The organism is Roseateles sp. GW821-FHT09H10 (assembly GCF_059415865.1).
This window is the reverse complement of sequence record NZ_JBWKOB010000004.1, coordinates 272,675-290,130: the sequence shown is the minus strand read 5'-3', so window position 1 is coordinate 290,130 and position 17,456 is coordinate 272,675. Positions and strand designations below refer to the sequence as shown.

At 68.4% G+C, this 17,456-nt stretch carries 12 protein-coding genes, 1 tRNA gene and 1 riboswitch; of the genes, 4 read left to right on the top strand and 9 right to left on the bottom strand.

Annotation, left to right across the window (positions count from 1 at the left end):
* Window positions 1–2: 2 nt before the first annotated feature.
* The 3 genes from AC07OY_RS19885 to pth form a co-directional block, all read right to left on the bottom strand.
* Window positions 3–1,874, bottom strand: coding sequence for a TonB-dependent receptor plug domain-containing protein (locus AC07OY_RS19885; protein WP_495044345.1), 1,872 nt, complete (start codon window positions 1,872–1,874; stop codon window positions 3–5).
* 77 nt (window positions 1,875–1,951) lie between these two features.
* Window positions 1,952–2,184, bottom strand: a riboswitch (cobalamin riboswitch).
* Window positions 2,180–2,596 (bottom strand): hypothetical protein, encoded by a 417-nt coding sequence (locus AC07OY_RS19880; RefSeq protein WP_495044344.1) that lies wholly within the window; start codon window positions 2,594–2,596, stop codon window positions 2,180–2,182. (Overlaps the previous riboswitch by 5 nt.)
* On the bottom strand, window positions 2,593–3,225 hold the full coding sequence (gene pth, locus AC07OY_RS19875) for an aminoacyl-tRNA hydrolase (protein ID WP_495044343.1): 633 nt from the start codon (window positions 3,223–3,225) through the stop codon (window positions 2,593–2,595). Before pth ends, AC07OY_RS19880 begins: the two co-directional genes overlap by 4 nt.
* Before the next feature lie 82 nt (window positions 3,226–3,307).
* Here pth and AC07OY_RS19870 point away from each other — a divergent pair, with 82 nt between their 5' ends.
* From AC07OY_RS19870 to AC07OY_RS19855, 4 genes are read left to right on the top strand one after another with little or no spacing between them, the layout of a single operon-like run.
* The gene (locus AC07OY_RS19870) at window positions 3,308–4,735 is read left to right on the top strand and encodes an MdtA/MuxA family multidrug efflux RND transporter periplasmic adaptor subunit (RefSeq protein ID WP_495044342.1); all 1,428 of its coding nucleotides are present in this window, start codon (window positions 3,308–3,310) and stop codon (window positions 4,733–4,735) included.
* A gap of 4 nt (window positions 4,736–4,739) precedes the next feature.
* Window positions 4,740–7,862: an MdtB/MuxB family multidrug efflux RND transporter permease subunit gene (locus AC07OY_RS19865; RefSeq protein WP_495044341.1), complete on the top strand. Its 3,123-nt coding sequence runs from the start codon at window positions 4,740–4,742 to the stop codon at window positions 7,860–7,862.
* On the top strand, window positions 7,859–10,969 hold the full coding sequence (locus AC07OY_RS19860) for a multidrug efflux RND transporter permease subunit (RefSeq protein WP_495044340.1): 3,111 nt from the start codon (window positions 7,859–7,861) through the stop codon (window positions 10,967–10,969). The genes AC07OY_RS19865 and AC07OY_RS19860 overlap by 4 nt, the downstream gene beginning before the upstream one ends.
* A 4-nt stretch (window positions 10,970–10,973) precedes the next feature.
* Complete coding sequence (locus tag AC07OY_RS19855) at window positions 10,974–12,380, top strand: efflux transporter outer membrane subunit (protein WP_495044339.1); 1,407 nt, start codon at window positions 10,974–10,976, stop codon at window positions 12,378–12,380.
* A gap of 49 nt (window positions 12,381–12,429) precedes the next feature.
* Here the strand turns inward: AC07OY_RS19855 and AC07OY_RS19850 are convergent, their stop codons facing one another.
* The 6 genes from AC07OY_RS19850 to AC07OY_RS19825 all read right to left on the bottom strand — a co-directional run bounded on the left by AC07OY_RS19850 (window position 12,430) and on the right by AC07OY_RS19825 (window position 17,423).
* Window positions 12,430–13,056 carry a 50S ribosomal protein L25/general stress protein Ctc gene (locus AC07OY_RS19850; protein WP_495044338.1) on the bottom strand — a complete coding sequence of 209 codons (627 nt, stop codon included), beginning with the start codon at window positions 13,054–13,056 and terminating at the stop codon, window positions 12,430–12,432.
* Window positions 13,057–13,134: 78 nt separating this feature from the next.
* Complete coding sequence (locus AC07OY_RS19845; RefSeq protein WP_119046833.1) at window positions 13,135–14,097, bottom strand: ribose-phosphate pyrophosphokinase; 963 nt, start codon at window positions 14,095–14,097, stop codon at window positions 13,135–13,137.
* A gap of 62 nt (window positions 14,098–14,159) precedes the next feature.
* A tRNA-Gln gene (locus AC07OY_RS19840) sits at window positions 14,160–14,236 on the bottom strand.
* 30 nt (window positions 14,237–14,266) lie between these two features.
* Window positions 14,267–15,169 (bottom strand): 4-(cytidine 5'-diphospho)-2-C-methyl-D-erythritol kinase, encoded by a 903-nt coding sequence (gene ispE, locus AC07OY_RS19835; RefSeq protein ID WP_495044337.1) that lies wholly within the window; start codon window positions 15,167–15,169, stop codon window positions 14,267–14,269.
* A complete protein-coding gene (locus tag AC07OY_RS19830) occupies window positions 15,166–15,678 on the bottom strand; it encodes a lipoprotein insertase outer membrane protein LolB (protein WP_495044336.1) in 513 nt (170 codons plus the stop codon). Before AC07OY_RS19830 ends, ispE begins: the two co-directional genes overlap by 4 nt.
* Window positions 15,675–17,423, bottom strand: coding sequence for a tetratricopeptide repeat protein (locus AC07OY_RS19825; protein ID WP_495044335.1), 1,749 nt, complete (start codon window positions 17,421–17,423; stop codon window positions 15,675–15,677). Before AC07OY_RS19825 ends, AC07OY_RS19830 begins: the two co-directional genes overlap by 4 nt.
* Between the last annotated feature and the right edge of the window lie 33 nt (window positions 17,424–17,456).

Sequence of the window (17,456 nt, the reverse complement as noted above, 5' to 3'; positions counted from 1 at the left end):
GATTAGAGCTGCGGGGACCAGCGCAGGCTGACCAGGGCCGTGCGCGGCGCGGAGGCGAAGCCATAGGCCGTCGTGGTCTCGCGGTCGAAGGCGTTGTCCAGGTTCAGCTGCAGCTTCAGGTCGCGGCGGATCTTGTATTGCGCGTTGAAGTTGACCAGGCCATAGCCACCCAGCTTGCGCGTGTTGGCGGCGTTGTCCCAGCGTGCGCCCGAAGCCTGCACATTGGCTCCCAGCAGCCAGTCGCCCAGCTCGGTGTCGGCGCCCAGCGTGGCGTGGCGCTTGGCGCGGCGGGCCAGCAGCAGGCCGGTGCTGACGTCGGTGGGCTTCTGGAAGTCCATGGTGGCGCGCAGGCTCACGATGCCGAGCTTGGTGTTGCCGGTCAGGCTCAGGCCCTGCAGGCGGGCGGCCGAGACGTTCTGGTAGCAGCCGAAGGCGCTGTTGCAGCTGCCCGCCGCGCCGAAGATGATGAGATTGCTGATGCGGTTGCGGTAGGCGGTGGCGCTGAGCTCGGTGTCACCGACGCCGTACTTCAGGCTGATCTCGGCATTGCGGCCCTTCTCGGCATCCAGCGCGTTGCCGCCGGGCTTGCTGAGATCGGGGCCGTAGACGGAACCCTGCTGGTAGAGGGTCGGCGCGCGGAAGGCGTTGCCGACCTGGCCGATGAGGCGCAGGCCGGTGACGATCTCGTAGCCCGCCATCAGGGTGCCGGTGTCGGCGCTGCCGAACTGGCTGTCGTTGTCATGGCGGGCATGGGCCTGCAGGCTCAGCGGGCCGGTGCTGTACAGCCAGCTGGCGCCCATGGCGTTGCGGTGGCGCTTGCCGACGCCGGCCGTCACCAGGCCGCTGTTCTGCAACTCATCTTCGATGCGCTCGACGATGCCGTTCAGCTGATGGCCCTTGGCCAGGGTGTAGGAACCGGTCAGCTCCAGGACGCGCACCTTGGTGATGGTCAGATAGGGCGAGGGCGTCGTCTCGTAGCGGTCGCGCGATTCGCCGTAGCTCATCTGGGTGTTCAGCGCGGGCGTCCATTGCGAAGTCCACAGCAGACGAGTGGCGTCGGTGTCCTGCACGTTGCGGTCGTCGGCCAGGGGACGCGACTTGGAGGCGTCGTACTGGCCATTGCCGTGGCTGCGCGTGGCGACGAGCTCGACGCGCTGGCCTTCGCTCAGCTGGGCGCCCACGCGGGCCGTGCCCTGGTATTTGCGCCAGCCGTCGCGGTCGGGGATGAAGCTGAAGGAGCCGGGGTAGTCGACCGTGGCGTTGAAGCCGTCGCTCTCCTCGACGGCGCCGGAGAAGGCGAAGTCGATGATGCCGGCGCTGCCGAACAGGCCGCCGTCGACCTTGTGCGTGGCCTGGGTGCCCAGCGACACGCCGAAGTCGCCAGCGATGCTGCCGCCACCCTTGCGAGTGAAGATCTGCACGACGCCGCCGACGGCGTCCGAGCCGTAGATGGCGCTGGCCGGGCCCTTCAGCACTTCGACGCGCTCGATCTGGGCGATGGGAATGCCTTGCCAGCTGGCGCCGCCGGTGGACTGCGAGTCCATGCGCACGCCGTCGACCATGACCAGGGTGTGGCGGGTGTCGGCGCCGCGCAGGAACAGGGAGGTCGTGGAGGCGGCGCCACCGTTGCGAACCATCTCGGCGCAGCCGTTGTTGCGCAGCAGGTCGGCCACGCTGGCAGCGGCCTGGCGCTCGATCTCGGCACGGGTGAGGACGGTCAGGTCGGCCAGCACGTCCGACAGGCGCTGGGGCACGCGGGCGGCCGTGACGACGACGGTGCCGAGCTTGTTCTGGGCGTGGGCGGGCGAGGCCAGGGCAGCCAGCGCGGCCAGGGCGAGCAGCGACCGACGGGCCGCGAGGAGGGAGTGAGACATGAGATGAGACGCGAACGAACACTCAGCCGTGCTGACCCCCGCAGCAAGGCTGATAAACGGCCGCGTCGCGAATGCGCGAGGCGGCCCCGTCGTTGGCCGGTATCCGGGCTGGTGGACTTCCGTTCGACGCCTTCCCGGTGCAAGCACCAGTGGCCATGTGGTCGAAAGGGGAGGCGTGAGAGCCTCGTCCACTTACCGTTGCGGGGACAGCTCAGGTTAGATCCGCGATGAAACCGCTCGTCCTCCTGATTCCCGTTGAACTGCGGCTGCCTTGAAGGCAGTCGCGAGCACCAACGGCGGGCATTCTATCGATGGCCGCTGGCGGCGGTGGCGGGCTTGTGGGGTTTGGCCGTCTTGGGCGGCTTCAGCTGGGTGACCTGCGGGCTTTTGGCGGGCTGGACGGCAGCGGGAGGCTGCTGCAGCCCGATGGCCTGGGCGCGCAGGTGGCGGGCCTCGGCCTCGCTGGCGCGGCGCGCCTGGGCCATGGCGGCGGCCTGCTTGGCGTCGGCCAGGTGGCGGTGGCGGGCCGCCTGGCTGTCGGCGGCGCTGGGCTGGTCGAACTCCACGCTGCTGGCCGCGCTGCCGCCGGGGCAGGGCGAGTCGCGCAGGTCGCGGCCCTCGGGGCCGCAGCGGTAGACCTGGGCGCTGCGGGTCTGCGTCTGCGCCAGCGCCAGCGCCGGGAGCGTGAGGGCGAGGGTCAGAAGCAGCGGCAGGGTCTTCATGAGGCTGGAGTTTCCACCGGCGGCTGCGGTTTGGGGGGCTTGGGACGCGGCGGTTTGGCGTGAATCTTGGCCAAGGCCTTGTCCATCTGGCCGCTCAGCATCAGCTCGACGGCGGCATAGCTCTTCTCGATGCAGTCCTCCACGGCCTGACGCTCGGCCAGCGGTGGCTTGCGCAGCACATAGTTGGCCACCTCGGCCTTGTGGCCCGGGTGGCCAATCCCCAAGCGCAGGCGCCAGAAGTCGCCGCTGCCCAGCTGGGCGCGCATGTCTCTCAGGCCGTTGTGGCCGCCGTCGCCGCCGCCCTTCTTGAACTTCATCTCGCCAGGGGGCAGGTCCAGCTCGTCGTGGATGGCCAGGATCTCCTCCGGCGCGATCTTGAAGAAGCGCGCCAGTGCCGCCACCGACTTGCCCGACAGATTCATATAGGTCATGGGCTCGAGCAGCCAGACCGGGCCGCTGGCGCCGGGGGCGTGGTTCACCCGGGCCACCAGGCCGTGATAGGCCTTGTCGGGTTGCAGGCTCACCTTGAGGCCCCGGGCGAGGCCGTCTATCCACCAGAAACCGGCGTTGTGGCGCGTGTCTTCGTATTCGGCACCCGGATTGCCCAGGCCCACCATCAGCTTGATCATGAACGTGATCGTAGCTTTGGCCTCCAGCAATGGTTTAGCTACATTCGGCCGGGAAACTTGGCTGCAACCAGGAGTGGAGCGAATGCAGAACAAGGATTCCAAGGGCAGCAACAAGACCTGGATCTGGGTCGTGGTGGCCGTCATCGCCATCGCGGCCGCGCTGTGGTGGTGGAAGGGCCGTGGCGGCGAAGGCGGCGCCGAGGGGCCGGCCGGTGCGGCTTCGGCGGCATCGGGGGCCGGCTCGGGGCGCCCCGCGGGCGGGCGTTTTGGCCGCAGCGGACCCCAGCCCGTCACCGTCGCCGCCGTGCACAAGCGCGACATGGCCGTCGTCGTCGACGCCATCGGCAGCATCGCCTCGGCCAACACCGCCGTCGTGCGGGCCAAGGTCAGCGGCGAGCTCAAGGCCATCTATTTCCATGAAGGCCAGCCGGTGAAGGCCGGCCAGGTGCTAGCCCTGATCGACCCCAAGCCCTATGAGATCGCCCGCGACCAGGCCCTGGCCACGCTGGCCCGCGACCAGGCCCAGCTCGAGAACGCCCGCGCCGACCTGGCCCGCTACAAGGACCTCGTCGCCAAGGACGCCGCGCCGCGCCAGCAGCTCGACACCCAGCAGGCCCTGGTGCGCCAGCTGCAGGCCACGCTGCTGTCCGACCAGGCCGCCGTGGACAACGCCAAGCTGCAGCTGTCCTACACCCGCGTGACCGCGCCCATCGCCGGCCAGGCGGGCTTGAAGCAGGCCGACCTGGGCAACAACATCACGCCGGGCGATGCCAACGGCCTGCTGACCATCGCCCAGACCCAGCCGGCCGCCGTCGTCTTCGCCGTGCCCGACGCCCGCCTGCCGCGCATCCGCCAGCAGCTCGGCGACAAGCAGGCCCTGCCCGTGCAGGCCTGGGATCGCGAGCGCCGCAACAAGCTGGCCGAGGGCCGCGTGGCCAGCACCGACAACGCCATCGACGCCACCACCGGCACCATCAAGGTCAAGGCCCTGTTCGGCAACAAGGACGGCAGCCTCTTTCCCAACCAGTTCGTCAATGTGCGGCTGCAGCTGGACACCTTGAAGGACGTCCTCGTCGTGCCGACGGCGGCGGTGCAGCGCGGTTCCCAGGGCATCTTTGTCTACGTCGTGGCCGACGGCCAGGTGGCCCTGCGCAAGGTCCAGACCCTGGCGGCCGATGGCGACGCGACGGCCGTGCAGGGCGATCTGAAGGAGGGTGACCAGGTCGTCACCGACGGTGCCGACCGCCTGCGCGACGGCGGCAAGGCCGAAGTCATCAAGGCGCCGGCCGCGGGCGCTGCAGGCTCAGGTGGCCGTGGCCGTGGGCGCGGTGCCGCAGCGGCGGCGAGTGCCGCCAGTGCTGCTGCCAGCGCGGCCAGTGCCACCGAAGGCGAGCGTCCGCGCTGGGAGGCCCGCGTGCCGCCCGAGATGGTCGAGAAGCTCAGGGCCATGACGCCCGAGGACCGCCGCGCCTGGCTGCAGCAGCACCGTGCCTCGGCTCCCAATCCCTGAGCCCATGAACCCGTCACGCCTCTTCATCGCGCGGCCGGTCGCGACCTCGCTGCTGATGCTGGCCATCGTGCTGGCCGGCGCGCTGGCCTACCGGCTGCTGCCGGTCTCGGCCCTGCCCGAGGTCGACTACCCGACCATCCAGGTCACGACCCTCTATCCCGGCGCCAGCCCCGACGTGATGACGTCTTCCGTCACCGCGCCGCTGGAGCGCCAGTTCGGCCAGATGCCGGGCCTGGCGCAGATGTCCTCCACCAGCTCGGGCGGCGCCTCGGTCATCACGCTGCGCTTCGAGCTCAGCCTGGCCCTGGACGTGGCCGAGCAGGAGGTGCAGGCCGCCATCAACGCCGGCAGCAATCTGCTGCCCAGCGACCTGCCCATGCCGCCGGTCTACAGCAAGGTCAACCCGGCAGACGCGCCGGTGCTGACGATTGCGGTGTCGTCCACCACGCTGCCCATCACGCGCGTGCACGATCTGGTGGAAAGCCGGCTGGCGCAGAAGATTTCTCAGGTGCCAGGCGTGGGCCTCGTCGGCATCGCCGGCGGCCGCAGGCCGGCCGTGCGCATCCAGGCCAACCCTGGCGCGCTGGCGTCGCTCGGTCTGTCCATCGACGATGTGCGCACGGCCATCTCGGGCGCCAACGTCAACCAGTCCAAGGGCAGCTTCGACGGCCCCTTGCGTGCCTCCACGCTGGATGCCAACGACCAGCTGCGCAGCGCCGGCGAATACGCCAACCTTGTCATCGCCTACAAGAACGGCAATGCGGTGCGTCTCAAGGACGTGGCCCAGCTGGTGGACGACGCCGAGAACCTGCGCCTGGCCGCCTGGGCGGGGCAGGCCAGCAAGTCGTCGGTGTCGGCCGTCATCCTGAACGTGCAGCGCCAGCCGGGCGCCAACGTCATCGAGACGGTGGACCGCGTGCGCGCCGTGCTGCCTCAGCTGCAGGCCAGCCTGCCGGCGTCGCTGGACGTGCAGTTGCTCAGCGACCGCACCACCACCATCCGCGCCTCCGTCACCGACGTGCAGCACGAGCTGCTGTTCGCCGTCGTGCTGGTCATCGGCGTCATCTTCGTCTTCCTGCGCAGCCTGCCGGCCACCATCATCCCGGCCGTCGCCGTGCCGGTGTCGCTCGTCGGCACCTTCGGCGTCATGTACATGGCGGGCTTCTCGATCAACAACCTGACGTTGATGGCGTTGGTGATCTCGACGGGTTTCGTGGTCGATGACGCGATCGTGATGATCGAAAACATTGCGCGGCATATGGAGGAGGGCGGCGAAGCGGTCACGCCCTATGACGCGGCGCTGACCGGCTCCAAGCAGATCGGCTTCACCATCATCTCGCTGACGGTCTCGCTGATCGCCGTGCTGATCCCGCTGCTCTTCATGGGCGATGTGGTCGGCCGCCTCTTCCACGAGTTCGCCATCACGCTGGCCGTGTCCATCCTGATCTCGGCCTTTGTGTCGCTGACGCTGACACCGATGATGTGCGCGCGCCTGCTCAAGCATGAGCATGACGAGGACCACGGCTGGCTGTGGCGGCGCGTCGGCAAGGCCTTCGACGACACCATTGCCGGCTATGGCCGCATGCTGAACTGGGTGCTGGACCGCTCGGCGGCGACGCTGGTCGTCTTCGTCGCCACGCTGGTGCTGACCGGCGTGCTCTATCTGCTGGTGCCCAAGGGCTTCTTCCCGGTGCAGGACACCGGCCAGCTGCAGGGCATCACCGAGGCGGCACAGTCCACCTCCTTCGGCGCCATGGCCGAGCACCAGCAGCGCCTGGCCGAGCGGGTGCTGAAGGACCCGGCGGTGGACAGCGTGTCTTCCTTCATCGGCGTGGACGGCGGCAACACGACGCTGAACCAGGGCCGCCTGCAGATTGCGCTCAAGCCCAAGGAGGGCCGGGGCGCCAGTGCCGCCGAGGTGGCGCGCCGCATTGCCGACGCGGCTGCCGACGAGCCCGGCATCTCGCTGTATCTGCAGCCGGTGCAGGACCTGACGATTGAAGACCGCATCGCCAAGACCCAGTACCAGTTCACGCTGAGCTCGCCCGATGCCGCCGAGCTGAGCCGCTCGACGACGGCCGTGCTGGAGAGGCTTCGCGGCATCACGCAGATCGCCGACGTCGCCAGCGACCAGCAGGAGAAGGGGCTGCAGGCCTATGTCGACATCGACCGCGATGCGGCCGGGCGGCTGGGCGTCAGCGTGGCGGCCATCGACAGCGCGTTGTACAGCGCATTCGGCCAGCGGCTGATCTCGACCATCTTCACGCAGAGCAACCAGTACCGCGTCGTGCTGGAAGTGGCGCCCGAGTACCGCCAGGGCCTGGATGGGCTGAAGGGTCTGTATGTGCCCGGTTCCGGCGGGGTTCAGGTGCCGCTCAGCTCGGTGGCCCGATTCAGCGAGCGCCTGGCCCCACTGGCAGTCAACCATGTGGCGCAGTTCCCGTCGTCGACCATCTCCTTCAACCTTGCGCCGGGTGCCTCGCTGGGCGAAGCGGTCAAGGCCATCCGCGCTGAGGTGGATGCGCTTCAACTGCCGCTGAGCGTCGAGACCCGCTTCGAGGGCGCGGCCCTGGCCTTCCAGGCCTCCCTCACGAGCACGCTGCTGCTCATCCTGGCGGCCATCGTGACCATGTACATCGTGCTGGGCGTGCTCTACGAGAGCACCATCCATCCGCTGACCATCCTGTCCACGCTGCCGTCGGCCGGCCTGGGCGCGCTGCTGGCGCTGCTGGCCTTCCGACTCGACCTGGACATCATCGCCATCATCGGCATCGTGCTCTTGATCGGCATCGTCAAGAAGAACGCGATCATGATGATCGACTTCGCGCTGGAGGCGGAGCGTGATCTGAAGATGCCCGCGCGTGAAGCGATCTATCAAGCCTGCCTGCTGCGTTTCAGGCCCATCCTGATGACGACGATGGCGGCCCTGCTCGGTGCCTTGCCGTTGATGCTGGGCACGGGCGTGGGCAGCGAGCTGCGCCATCCGCTGGGCGTCGTCATGGTGGGCGGGTTGATCGTCAGCCAGCTGCTGACGCTGTTCACAACGCCGGTCATCTATCTTGGCTTTGCGGCACTGGCGGCAAGGCTCAAGCGCGGTCGCGGCAAGTCCGAGGAGGCTGCGGCGTGAACCTGTCACGCGTCTTCATCGAGCGCCCCATCGGTACGGCGCTGATCACCTGCGGCATCGCGCTGGCCGGCGCCATTGCCTATCTGCTGCTGCCCATTGCGCCGCTGCCCCAGGTCGAGTTCCCGACCATCTCGGTCAGCGCGTCCCTGCCCGGCGCCAGCCCCGACACCATGGCCGCCACCGTGGCCACGCCGCTGGAGAGGACGCTGGGCAGCATCGCCGGCGTCACCGAGATCACCTCGTCCTCGTCTCTCGGCAGCAGCCGCGTGACGCTGCAGTTCGACCTCAGCCGCGACATCGACAGCGCCGCCCGCGATGTGCAGGCCGGCATCAACGCTTCGCGTGCCTTGCTGCCCACGGGCATGCCCAGCAACCCGAGCTATCGCAAGGTCAACCCGGCCGACGCGCCCATCATGATCGTGGCGCTGACGTCGGACACGCTGACGCGCGGCCAGATGTACGACGCGGCGTCCACGGTGCTGGCCCAGCGGCTGTCGCAGGTCGAAGGCGTGGGGCAGGTCAGCGTCGGCGGCGGCGCCTTGCCGGCGGTGCGCATCGAGCTGGACCCCAACAAGCTTTCTTCGCAAGGCATCTCGCTGGAGCAGGTGAGGGCAGCCGTCGTCGCGACCAATGCCAACCGGCCCAAGGGCCAGCTCGAGAGCGATGACCGCTACTGGCAGATCGCCGCCAACGACCAGGCCCGCACGGCCGCCGACTACGCGCCGCTGGTGCTGAGCTACAGGAACGGCGCCGCCGTGCATCTGCGCGACGTGGCCCAGATCGACGACAGCGTGCAGGACCTGCGCAACGACGGCTTGGCCAACGGCAAGTCGGCCGTGCTGCTGATCCTGAACAAGGCGCCCAGCGCCAACATCATCCAAACCGTCGACACGGTGCGGGCGCTGCTGCCGCAGCTGCGCGCCTCGATCTCGCCGGCCATCGATGTCGATGTGGTCATGGACCGCACGTCCACCATCCGCGGCAGCATCAAGGAGGTGCAGCGCACGCTGGCCATCTCCTTCGGCCTGGTCATCGCCGTCGTCTTCATCTTCCTGCGGCGCTTTCGCGCGGCCCTGCTGCCGGCGGTGGCCGTGCCGGTGTCGCTGGCCGGCACCTGCGGCTTCATGTATCTGCTGGGCTACAGCATCGACAACCTGTCGCTGATGGCGATGACGGTGGCCACCGGCTTTGTCGTCGATGACGCCATCGTCGTGCTGGAGAACATCTCGCGCCACATCGAGCGCGGCGTGCCACCGCGCGAGGCGGCGCTGAAGGGCGCGCGCGAGATCGGCTTCACCGTCGTCTCCATCTCGCTGAGCCTGATTGCCGTCTTCATCCCCATCCTGGCCATGGGCGGCATCGTCGGGCGGCTGTTCCGCGAGTTCGCCGTCGTGCTGTCGGTGGCCATCCTGGTGTCCATGGTGGTGTCCTTGACGACGACGCCCATGATGGCGGCGACGCTGCTCAAGCCCCATGCGGCGGCGAAGAGGCCGGGCCGTTTCGGCCAGTTGCTGGCCCGCATGCAGCGCGGCCTGATGCGCGGCTATCGGCGCTCGCTGCGCTGGACGCTGCGCCACCAGCCCATCGCGCTGCTGCTGCTGGCCGGCGTCGTCGCGCTGAACGTGCATCTCTACATGACCATTCCCAAGGGCTTCTTCCCGCAGCAGGACACCGGCCTGATGACGGGCGGCGTGCAGGCCGACCAGGCCTCCTCCTTCCAGTCCATGCAGCTCAAGCTGCGCACCTTCCACGACATCGTGCGCGCCGACCCGGCCGTGGCCCATGTGACCGGCTTCACCGGCGGCGGCCAGCGCAACAGCGCCAATATGTTCATCAGCCTGAAGCCGCAGGCCGAGAGGAAAGAGAGCATCGACGCCGTCATCAACCGCCTGCGCGGCAAGCTCGCCAAGGTGCCGGGGGCCAACCTCTTCCTCGCGCCGGTGCAGGACATCCGCATCGGCGGCCGCCAGGCCAATGCTTCGCTGCAGTACACGCTGCAGGCCGACGAACTTTCCGACCTGCGCACCTGGGAGCCGCGCATCCGCCGCGCGCTGACCGAGGTGCCGGAGATCACCGACGTCAACACCGACCAGCAGGACAAGGGCACCCAGACATCCCTGGTCGTCGACCGCGACGCGCTGGCGCGGCTGGGCATCACGATGAGCGCCGTCGACGGCACGCTGAACAACGCCTTCGGCCAGCGCCAGGTCGGCGTCATCTACAACCCGCTCAACCAGTACCGCGTCGTCATGGAGCTGGCCCCTGTCTGGCTGCAGAGCCCCCAGACCCTGGACCGCCTGATGCTGACCAGCGGCGGCGGCCTGCAGGTGCCGCTTTCCAGCGTGGCGCGCGTGGAGACGACCAACACGCCGCTGTCCGTCAGCCATCAGAGCGGCACGCCGGCCAGCACCATCAGCTTCAATCTCGCCGAGGGCGTGGCCTTGTCGGATGCCGTCTCGGCCATCAACGATGCCGTGGCCGGCACAGGCGCGCCGGTCTCGGTGCGCGGCAGCTTCCAGGGCACGGCCCAGGCCTTCCAGGCCTCGCTGAAGTCCCAGCCCCTGCTCATCCTCGCGGCCATCGTGACCATCTACCTCGTGCTGGGCATGCTCTACGAGAGCCTGATCCACCCGATCACCATCCTGTCGACCCTGCCCTCGGCCGGCGTCGGCGCGCTGCTGGCCCTGATGGCCTTCAAGACCGACTTCAGCATCATTGCGCTGATCGGCGTCATCCTCTTGATCGGCATCGTGAAGAAGAACGCCATCATGATGCTGGACTTCGCCATCTCGGCCCAGCATGCGGCGGACGAGCGCGGCAGCCGCCTGTCGCCGGGCGCCGCCATCTACCGCGCTGCCCTGCTGCGCTTGCGCCCCATCCTGATGACGACGGTGGCCGCCGTCTTCGGCGCCGTGCCGCTGGCCCTGGGCCATGGCGAAGGCGCCGAGCTGCGCGTGCCGCTGGGCATCTCCATCGTCGGCGGCCTGCTGCTGAGCCAGCTGCTGACCCTCTACACCACGCCCGTCGTGTTCTGCTGCATGGACAGGCTGAGCCGCAAGAAAAAGCGCAAGCCCGGCCCGGCCCCCGTCCTCCAGACCGCGACCTGAAGCCATGCTGAAGACTGCCTTTCTTCTTCCTCTCGTCCTGGCCCTTGGCGGCTGCGCCATCACGGCGCAGCGCCCGCCCGCCGAGCCAGCGCCGCCGGCCAGCTTCAAGGGCTCGGCCGAATGGCGTCGGGTGGCGCCGGACGTCGCCGTGCCCGAAGCCTGGTGGACGATGTTCAAAGACCCGGTGCTGGACAGCCTGCAGGCTGACCTCGTCGTCGGCAACCAGAACCTCGCTGCGGCTCTCGCCCAGGTCACATCTGCGCGCGCCGTGCTGGGCGCCAGCCGCTCGGCCATCTTCCCGACGCTTTCCGTCAATGGCGGCACGACGCGCTCGGCATCGGTGGAGAACGGCAACGGCCAGCGCACGGTGTCCACCAACAATTCCCTGACCGCCAATGCGGCCTGGGAGATCGATCTGTGGGGCCGCCTCGCCGAGGGCGTCAAGGCCGCCGGCGCGAGCTACCAGGCCAGCCAGGCCGACCTGGCGGCCCTGCGCCTGTCCGCTCAGGCGACGCTGACGCAGAGCTATTTCGCGCTGCGCACCGCCGAGGCCCAGCAGGCCCTGCTGGAGCGCACAGTCGCCGCCAATCAACGAGCGTTGGAACTGACCGAGGTTCGCTACGCCAGCGGCGTCGTCGCCCAGACCGATGTGCTGCAGGCCCGCGCGCAGTTGCGCAGCACCCAGTCCCAGCTCAGCGACTTGCGCGCCGAGCGCGCGCAGCTGGAGCATTCCATCGCCACGCAGATCGGCAAGCTGGCCAGCCAGTTCCAGCTGCTGCCGAGTTCAGATCCCTCCCGCCTGCCCGAGCTGCCGCCTGTGCCCGACCTGGTGCCGTCCACACTGCTGGCTGAGCGCCCAGACATCGCCGCCGCGCGGGCTCGGCAGGCGGCGGCCTACGCCCAGATCGGCATCGCTGATGCAGCTTTCTTCCCGTCCATCGACCTGTCGGCCAGCGCCGGCTACCGAGGCTCGTCCTGGTCCAACCTGGTGTCGGCGCCCAATCTGCTGTGGAGCATTGGCGCCGCCGTGGCTCAGCCCATCTTCGATGGTGGCCAGCGCAAGCTCGCCTCGGCCCAGGCGCGCGCCTCGGCCGATGCCGCAACGGCCAACTACCGGCAGACGGTGCTGACGGCCTTCCAGGAGGTCGAGGACAACCTCGTGCAATTCGCCGAGTCGGGTGCCTCGGTGGCGCTGCAGCGCGACGCTTATGAAGCCGCCGGCCGCAACCTCCAGATCGTGCTGGAACAGTACCGCGCCGGCACGGTCAGCTTCCTCAACGTCAGCGCCGCCCAGGCCTCGGCGCTGTCCGCCGAGGGCAATCTGCTGTCGTCGCGCAACCGGCAGCTGGCGGCGGCGAATCTGCTGTTGAAGAACTTGGGTGGACGGCTTCCCGAGCCAGTGCAGCAATGAAAAAGGGCTCCCGAGGGAGCCCTTGATCGTTGGCAGAAGCCAGCAAGAATTACTTCTTGCCCTTCTTCTTGCCCTTGCCGTCGTCGGCGGCCGGAGCGGCGGCGACGATGACTTCTTCAGCCTTGGGCTCGACCGGCGTTGCCAGGACGGGGTTCGGCTTGCCGTGCGTGACGACCTTGACGCCAGCGGGCAGCTTGATGTCATTGACGTGCAGCGAGTGGCCCTTGGTCAGACCCGACAGGTCGACTTCGATGAACTCGGGCAGTTGCTGGGCCAGGCAGGTGATCAGCAGCTCGGTCACGACGTGGTTGACCGTGCAGTGGTCGGTCTTGACGGCCGGGGAGGTCTCTTCACCGATGTAGTGGATCGGGACCTTCTTGGTGATCTTGGTCGTGCCGTCCACGCGCTGGAAGTCGCAGTGCAGGACTTGCGGCTTGTACGGGTGCATCTGGAAGTCGCGCAGCAGCACTTGCGTGGTGGCGCCAGCCAGTTCCATGTCCAGCAGCGAGCTGTGGAAGGCTTCCTTCTTGAGGGCGTGGAACAGCGCGTTGTGATCGAGTTCGATCATGACGGGCTCACCGGCGCCAAAAACAATGCCCGGCACCTTGCCGGCCACTCGCAGGCGGCGGCTCGCTCCGGTCCCCTGCAACTTGCGCTCAAAAGCGACAAACTTCATGGTTTTCTCCAAAAAGAGAAACGGCACCCGCGACCAGGCGCCGTTGAAAAGCCGTCTTGCGACGGCGACGAATTCGGATCAGAAGTTGTTGTTCTGTTCCGAGAAAAGGGAGGTGACCGACTCGCCGTCGGAAATACGGCGGATGGTCTCGGCAAACAGGAAGGCCACCGACAGTTGGCGGATCTTCTTGCAGGCCTTGGCCGCGTCGGTCAGCGGAATGGTGTTGGTGATGACGACTTCGTCCAGCTGCGAACCGGCGATGCGCTCGATGGCCGGGCCGCTCAGGATGGGGTGGGTGCAATAGGCGAAGACGCTCTTGGCGCCGCGGGCCTTCAACACTTCGGCCGCCTTCACGAGGGTGCCGGCGGTGTCGATCATGTCGTCCATGATCACGCAGTTGCGGCCGTCGATCTCGCCGATGACGTGCATCACTTCGGAGACGTTGGCGGCCGGACGGCGCTTGTCGATGATGGCCAGGTCGCAGCCCAGCTGCTTGGCCAGGGCGCGAGCGCGCACGACGCCACCGACGTCAGGCGAAACGACGACCAGGTCCTGGTAGTTGCGGCTCTTCAGGTCCGACAGCAGCACCGGCGACGCGTAGATGTTGTCGACCGGGATGTCGAAGAAGCCCTGGATCTGGTCGGCGTGCAGGTCCATGGTCAGGACGCGCTCGACGCCGACGGTTTCCAGCAGGTTGGCGACGACCTTGGCCGAGATGGGCACGCGGGTGGAACGCGGACGGCGGTCCTGGCGGGCATAGCCGAAGTAGGGGATGACGGCGGTGACGCGGCGGGCGCTGGAGCGCTTCAGGGCGTCGGCCATGATCAGCAGCTCCATCAGGTTCTCGTTCGTCGGCGCGCAGGTGGGCTGGACGACGAAGACGTCACGGGCGCGGACGTTCTGCTGGATCTCGACGGCGACTTCACCATCGGAGAATCGGCCGACCACGGCCTTGCCCAACTCGAGACCGAGATGGGTAGCGATTTCCTGGGAGAGGACCGGGTTCGCGTTGCCGGTGAAGAGAACCGTGTTGAGCAGCACTTGGAGCCTCTGGTGTCAGTGGCTCGCTGAAGCAGAGCCCGGTTCAGCGAAAAACAGAAATTTGGCAGGGGAGGAAGGACTCGAACCCTCGCATGTCGGAATCAAAATCCGATGCCTTGACCAACTTGGCGACTCCCCTACACAGGACACAGCAGAGCTGCTGCACCCCTCAACCTTTTCGGTCGACCCAGCCCGCGAGCGGGTGTTGAGCCAGACTGCGGCAGATTCGACCGGTCCACTCTGAAGGTCTGCCCTTCAGCAATGTCGCCAGGGACTGGTCGTCCTTGCCATCTTTTCCGTCCCCGGTGAGCCGGGCAAAGACTGCTGCTCCAGAGCCCGTCATCCGGGCGTTGCCGAAAATCTCGGACAACTGATGCAACGCGTCTCGCACTTCACTGCTGATTCCTTCGGCTGCCGGCTGGAGGTCATTGCGACCGAAGCCATTTACCAAGTCATTCGCAGTTCTTGCCGAGGCAGGAAAGCCCGCGACTATAGCCAAGTTTTCGGACCTTGCCAAGCTTGGACTCGAAAAGATGTCCTTGGTCGCCAATCCCGCCGGTCCCTTGAGCACCGCAAAGCGCTGCTCGGGCAATGCCAGCGGATGCAGGATCTCGCCTATGCCTTCGACAAATGCCGGGCCGCCGCCGAGGAAGAAGGGCACATCGGCACCGAGCTTCAGCCCCAGGGCCAGCAGGCGTTGCAGCGGCAGGCGCAGGTCCCAGAGGCGGTTCAGGGCGAGCAGCGTGGTCGCTGCGTCCGACGAGCCGCCACCCATGCCGGCGCCGGCGGGCAGGCGTTTCTCGAGATGGATGTCCGCACCCAGCGTGCAGCCGGTCTCGGCCTGCAGCAGCCGGGCGGCACGCAGGCAGAGGTCGTCGGCCGGCAGGTCGCCACCCAGAACGTCATGGCGATGCAACTGGCCATCGGCGCGCGCTTCGACATGCAAGGTGTCCGCCCAGTCGACCAGCACGAAGACCGACTGCAACAGGTGATAGCCGTCGGCGCGCTTGCCGACGACATGCAGGAAGAGATTGAGCTTGGCCGGCGCGGCCAGGTCGTACAGGGCCTTCATTCCCCGCCGTCCAGCCTGGCGCGCAGCGTGACTGTGGGCGTGGCCAGGCGGGTGGCGACGAGGGCCGGCAGCTTGGGCTCGATGCGCCAGCCCAGTTGCTCGAAGCCGCTCGCCGTCTTCTGGTGGGGCGCGGCGGGCCAGGGGCGCGCCTGCAGCCAGTCGAACAGGGCAGCCACGGGCACGGGCTCGCCCAGCAGTTCGCGGGTCAGCGCGTCGAGGTCGTCGAAACGGCGCTCGTCATTGGGCGTCTGCAGCGTGACGCGGCCTGGCTGCCAGCTGGCGCGGGCCACCAGGGCGCCGAGGGGCGAGGTCAGTTCCAGTCGCCCGGCCTGCGGGCCGCCGAAGAGTTCGAAGCTGGCCGCCCCGCCGGTGCCCCGGTTGTGCACGTCACCGGCCACGGTCACGCTGATGCGGCCGCTGAGGCGTGATTCCTGGCTGACGGGAGGCGTCTGGGGCAGCTGGGCGCAGCCGGTGATGGCGATCGCGAGGAGGAGGGCGGCCCACTTCATCGCGGCTTCACCTTCAGGCGGTCCAGCGTCTCGCGCAGCGCCTCGTTGGCGGGTTCGCGCTGGGCGGCCTCGGCAAAGACGCGGCGGGCTTCATCTTCGGCGCCGCTGGCCCACAGCACCTCGCCGAGATGGGCGGCGATCTCGGCATCGGGCCGGGCCGAGTGGGCCTGGCGCAGCAGCTTGGCGGCCTCGGGCAGGTTGCCGAGGCGGAATTCGACCCAGCCCAGGCTGTCGACGATGAAGGGCTCGCCCGGAGCCAGCTTCAGGGCCTTCTCGATGAGTTCCTTGGCCTCGGGCAGGCGCAGATTGCGCTCGGCCAGCGAATAGCCGAGGGCGTTGTAGGCGTGGTGATAGTCGGGCTTGATCTCGATGACCTTGCGCAGCAGCGTCTCCATCTCGTCGAACTTGCCGGCCTTCTCGGTCATCATGGCCTGCTCGTAGATCAGGTCGGGGTCGGCCGGGAAGCGCAGCGTGGCCGTCTTCAGCACGGCCAGCGAAGCCGGGTAGTCGCGCTGCTCGCGCATCAGCTGGGCTTCGGCCAGCAGGGTGGCGCGGGTGTCGGCATCGCTGGCGTCGGCGGCCGGCTGCAGCAGCCGGCGGGCCTCGGCCAGCTTGCCCTGGCGCGCCAGCAGGCTGGCGCGGCGGTAGCGCAGGTCCAGGCCATTGCCGTCGACCTTCTGCAGCGCCGCTTCGGCGCCCTTCAGGTCGCCACGTTGCTCAGCCGCCTGCGACAGCATCAGCCAGGCCTGCTGGCGGCCGTCGGTGCGCGCCTTGATCTCGGCATCGGTGCCCGAGGCCGGCGTGTCCAGGCGTTTCAGCCCCTCGCGCAGGGCGGCCTCGGCAACGGCCGGGTGCTTGAGCTCCAGCTCGATGGCGCCCAGGGCCAGCCAGGGTGCGGGGTTGTCGGGCGTCGTCTCGGTCAGCAGGCGGAACTCACGCGCGGCGTCGACGGGGCGCTGGGCGAGGATGAGGGCGCGTGCATAGGCCTGGCGCAGCGCGTGCTGCTCGGGCTTGAGCTGCAGCCTCTCGGTGATCAGCCCTTCGGCCTGAGGGTTGGCGGGCAGCAGATCGACGGCCAGCTGCATCGCGTCATCGTTCTCGGGCTCGAGCTGGTTGAGCTCGCGGGTCAGCATCAGGGCCCGCGAGTTTTCGCCGGCATTGATGGACAGGCGCGCCTCGGTGAAGAGGGCGGCGGGCTTGAGCGGGCCGGTCTGGGCCTGCAGCACCGGCCGCAGGGCCAGCAGCACGGACTTGGAATCGGGCGAGCGCTGGAACAGCCGCGGCAGGGCCAGGATGAAGCCGGGGCGCTGGGGCGCCGGCGCGACGCGCAGCAGCGAGGCCAGCGGCTGAGGGACCTCGGCCGGCTTGTTCATGACGGCGAGCAGCTGCACGCAGTTCTGCAGCGCCTCGGACGAGGTCGGCACCGTCTCGGCCCAGGCGCGCGCGGCCATCAGGGCCTGGTCGCCGGCCCGCGCCTGGATGGCGATATTGACGACGCGCTTGAACAGCTCCTCGTCGCCGGTGCGGCGGGCGGCGTCCAGCAGCACCTGGAAGGCGACGCCGGGCTGGCCGCTGCGCAATTCGATTTCGCCGATCAGCAGCTGATAGAACAGCGGCGCGTCCATGGCCGAGTTGGTCGGCTCGGCGGCAGGCGGGGGCGCGGCGGGGGTGGTGTCCTGGGCGTGGGCCTGCAGGGCGGCCAGCAAGGCGGCCGCAGCGATCACGCGGCGAGAGGGCAGGGGCATTCGAACTCCGACAGACAGGGCCTGATTATGATT

Excerpts from the sequence above, each read along its gene's own strand:
- AC07OY_RS19885 (WP_495044345.1), bottom strand. The coding sequence starts at position 1,874 with ATGTCTCACTCCCTCCTCGCGGCCCGTCGGTCGCTGCTCGCCCTGGCC.
- AC07OY_RS19880 (WP_495044344.1), bottom strand. The coding sequence starts at position 2,596 with ATGAAGACCCTGCCGCTGCTTCTGACCCTCGCCCTCACGCTCCCGGCG.
- pth (WP_495044343.1), bottom strand. The coding sequence starts at position 3,225 with ATGATCAAGCTGATGGTGGGCCTGGGCAATCCGGGTGCCGAATACGAA.
- AC07OY_RS19870 (WP_495044342.1), top strand. The coding sequence starts at position 3,308 with ATGCAGAACAAGGATTCCAAGGGCAGCAACAAGACCTGGATCTGGGTC.
- AC07OY_RS19865 (WP_495044341.1), top strand. The coding sequence starts at position 4,740 with ATGAACCCGTCACGCCTCTTCATCGCGCGGCCGGTCGCGACCTCGCTG.
- AC07OY_RS19855 (WP_495044339.1), top strand. The coding sequence starts at position 10,974 with ATGCTGAAGACTGCCTTTCTTCTTCCTCTCGTCCTGGCCCTTGGCGGC.
- AC07OY_RS19850 (WP_495044338.1), bottom strand. The coding sequence starts at position 13,056 with ATGAAGTTTGTCGCTTTTGAGCGCAAGTTGCAGGGGACCGGAGCGAGC.
- ispE (WP_495044337.1), bottom strand. The coding sequence starts at position 15,169 with ATGAAGGCCCTGTACGACCTGGCCGCGCCGGCCAAGCTCAATCTCTTC.
- AC07OY_RS19830 (WP_495044336.1), bottom strand. The coding sequence starts at position 15,678 with ATGAAGTGGGCCGCCCTCCTCCTCGCGATCGCCATCACCGGCTGCGCC.
- AC07OY_RS19825 (WP_495044335.1), bottom strand. The coding sequence starts at position 17,423 with ATGCCCCTGCCCTCTCGCCGCGTGATCGCTGCGGCCGCCTTGCTGGCC.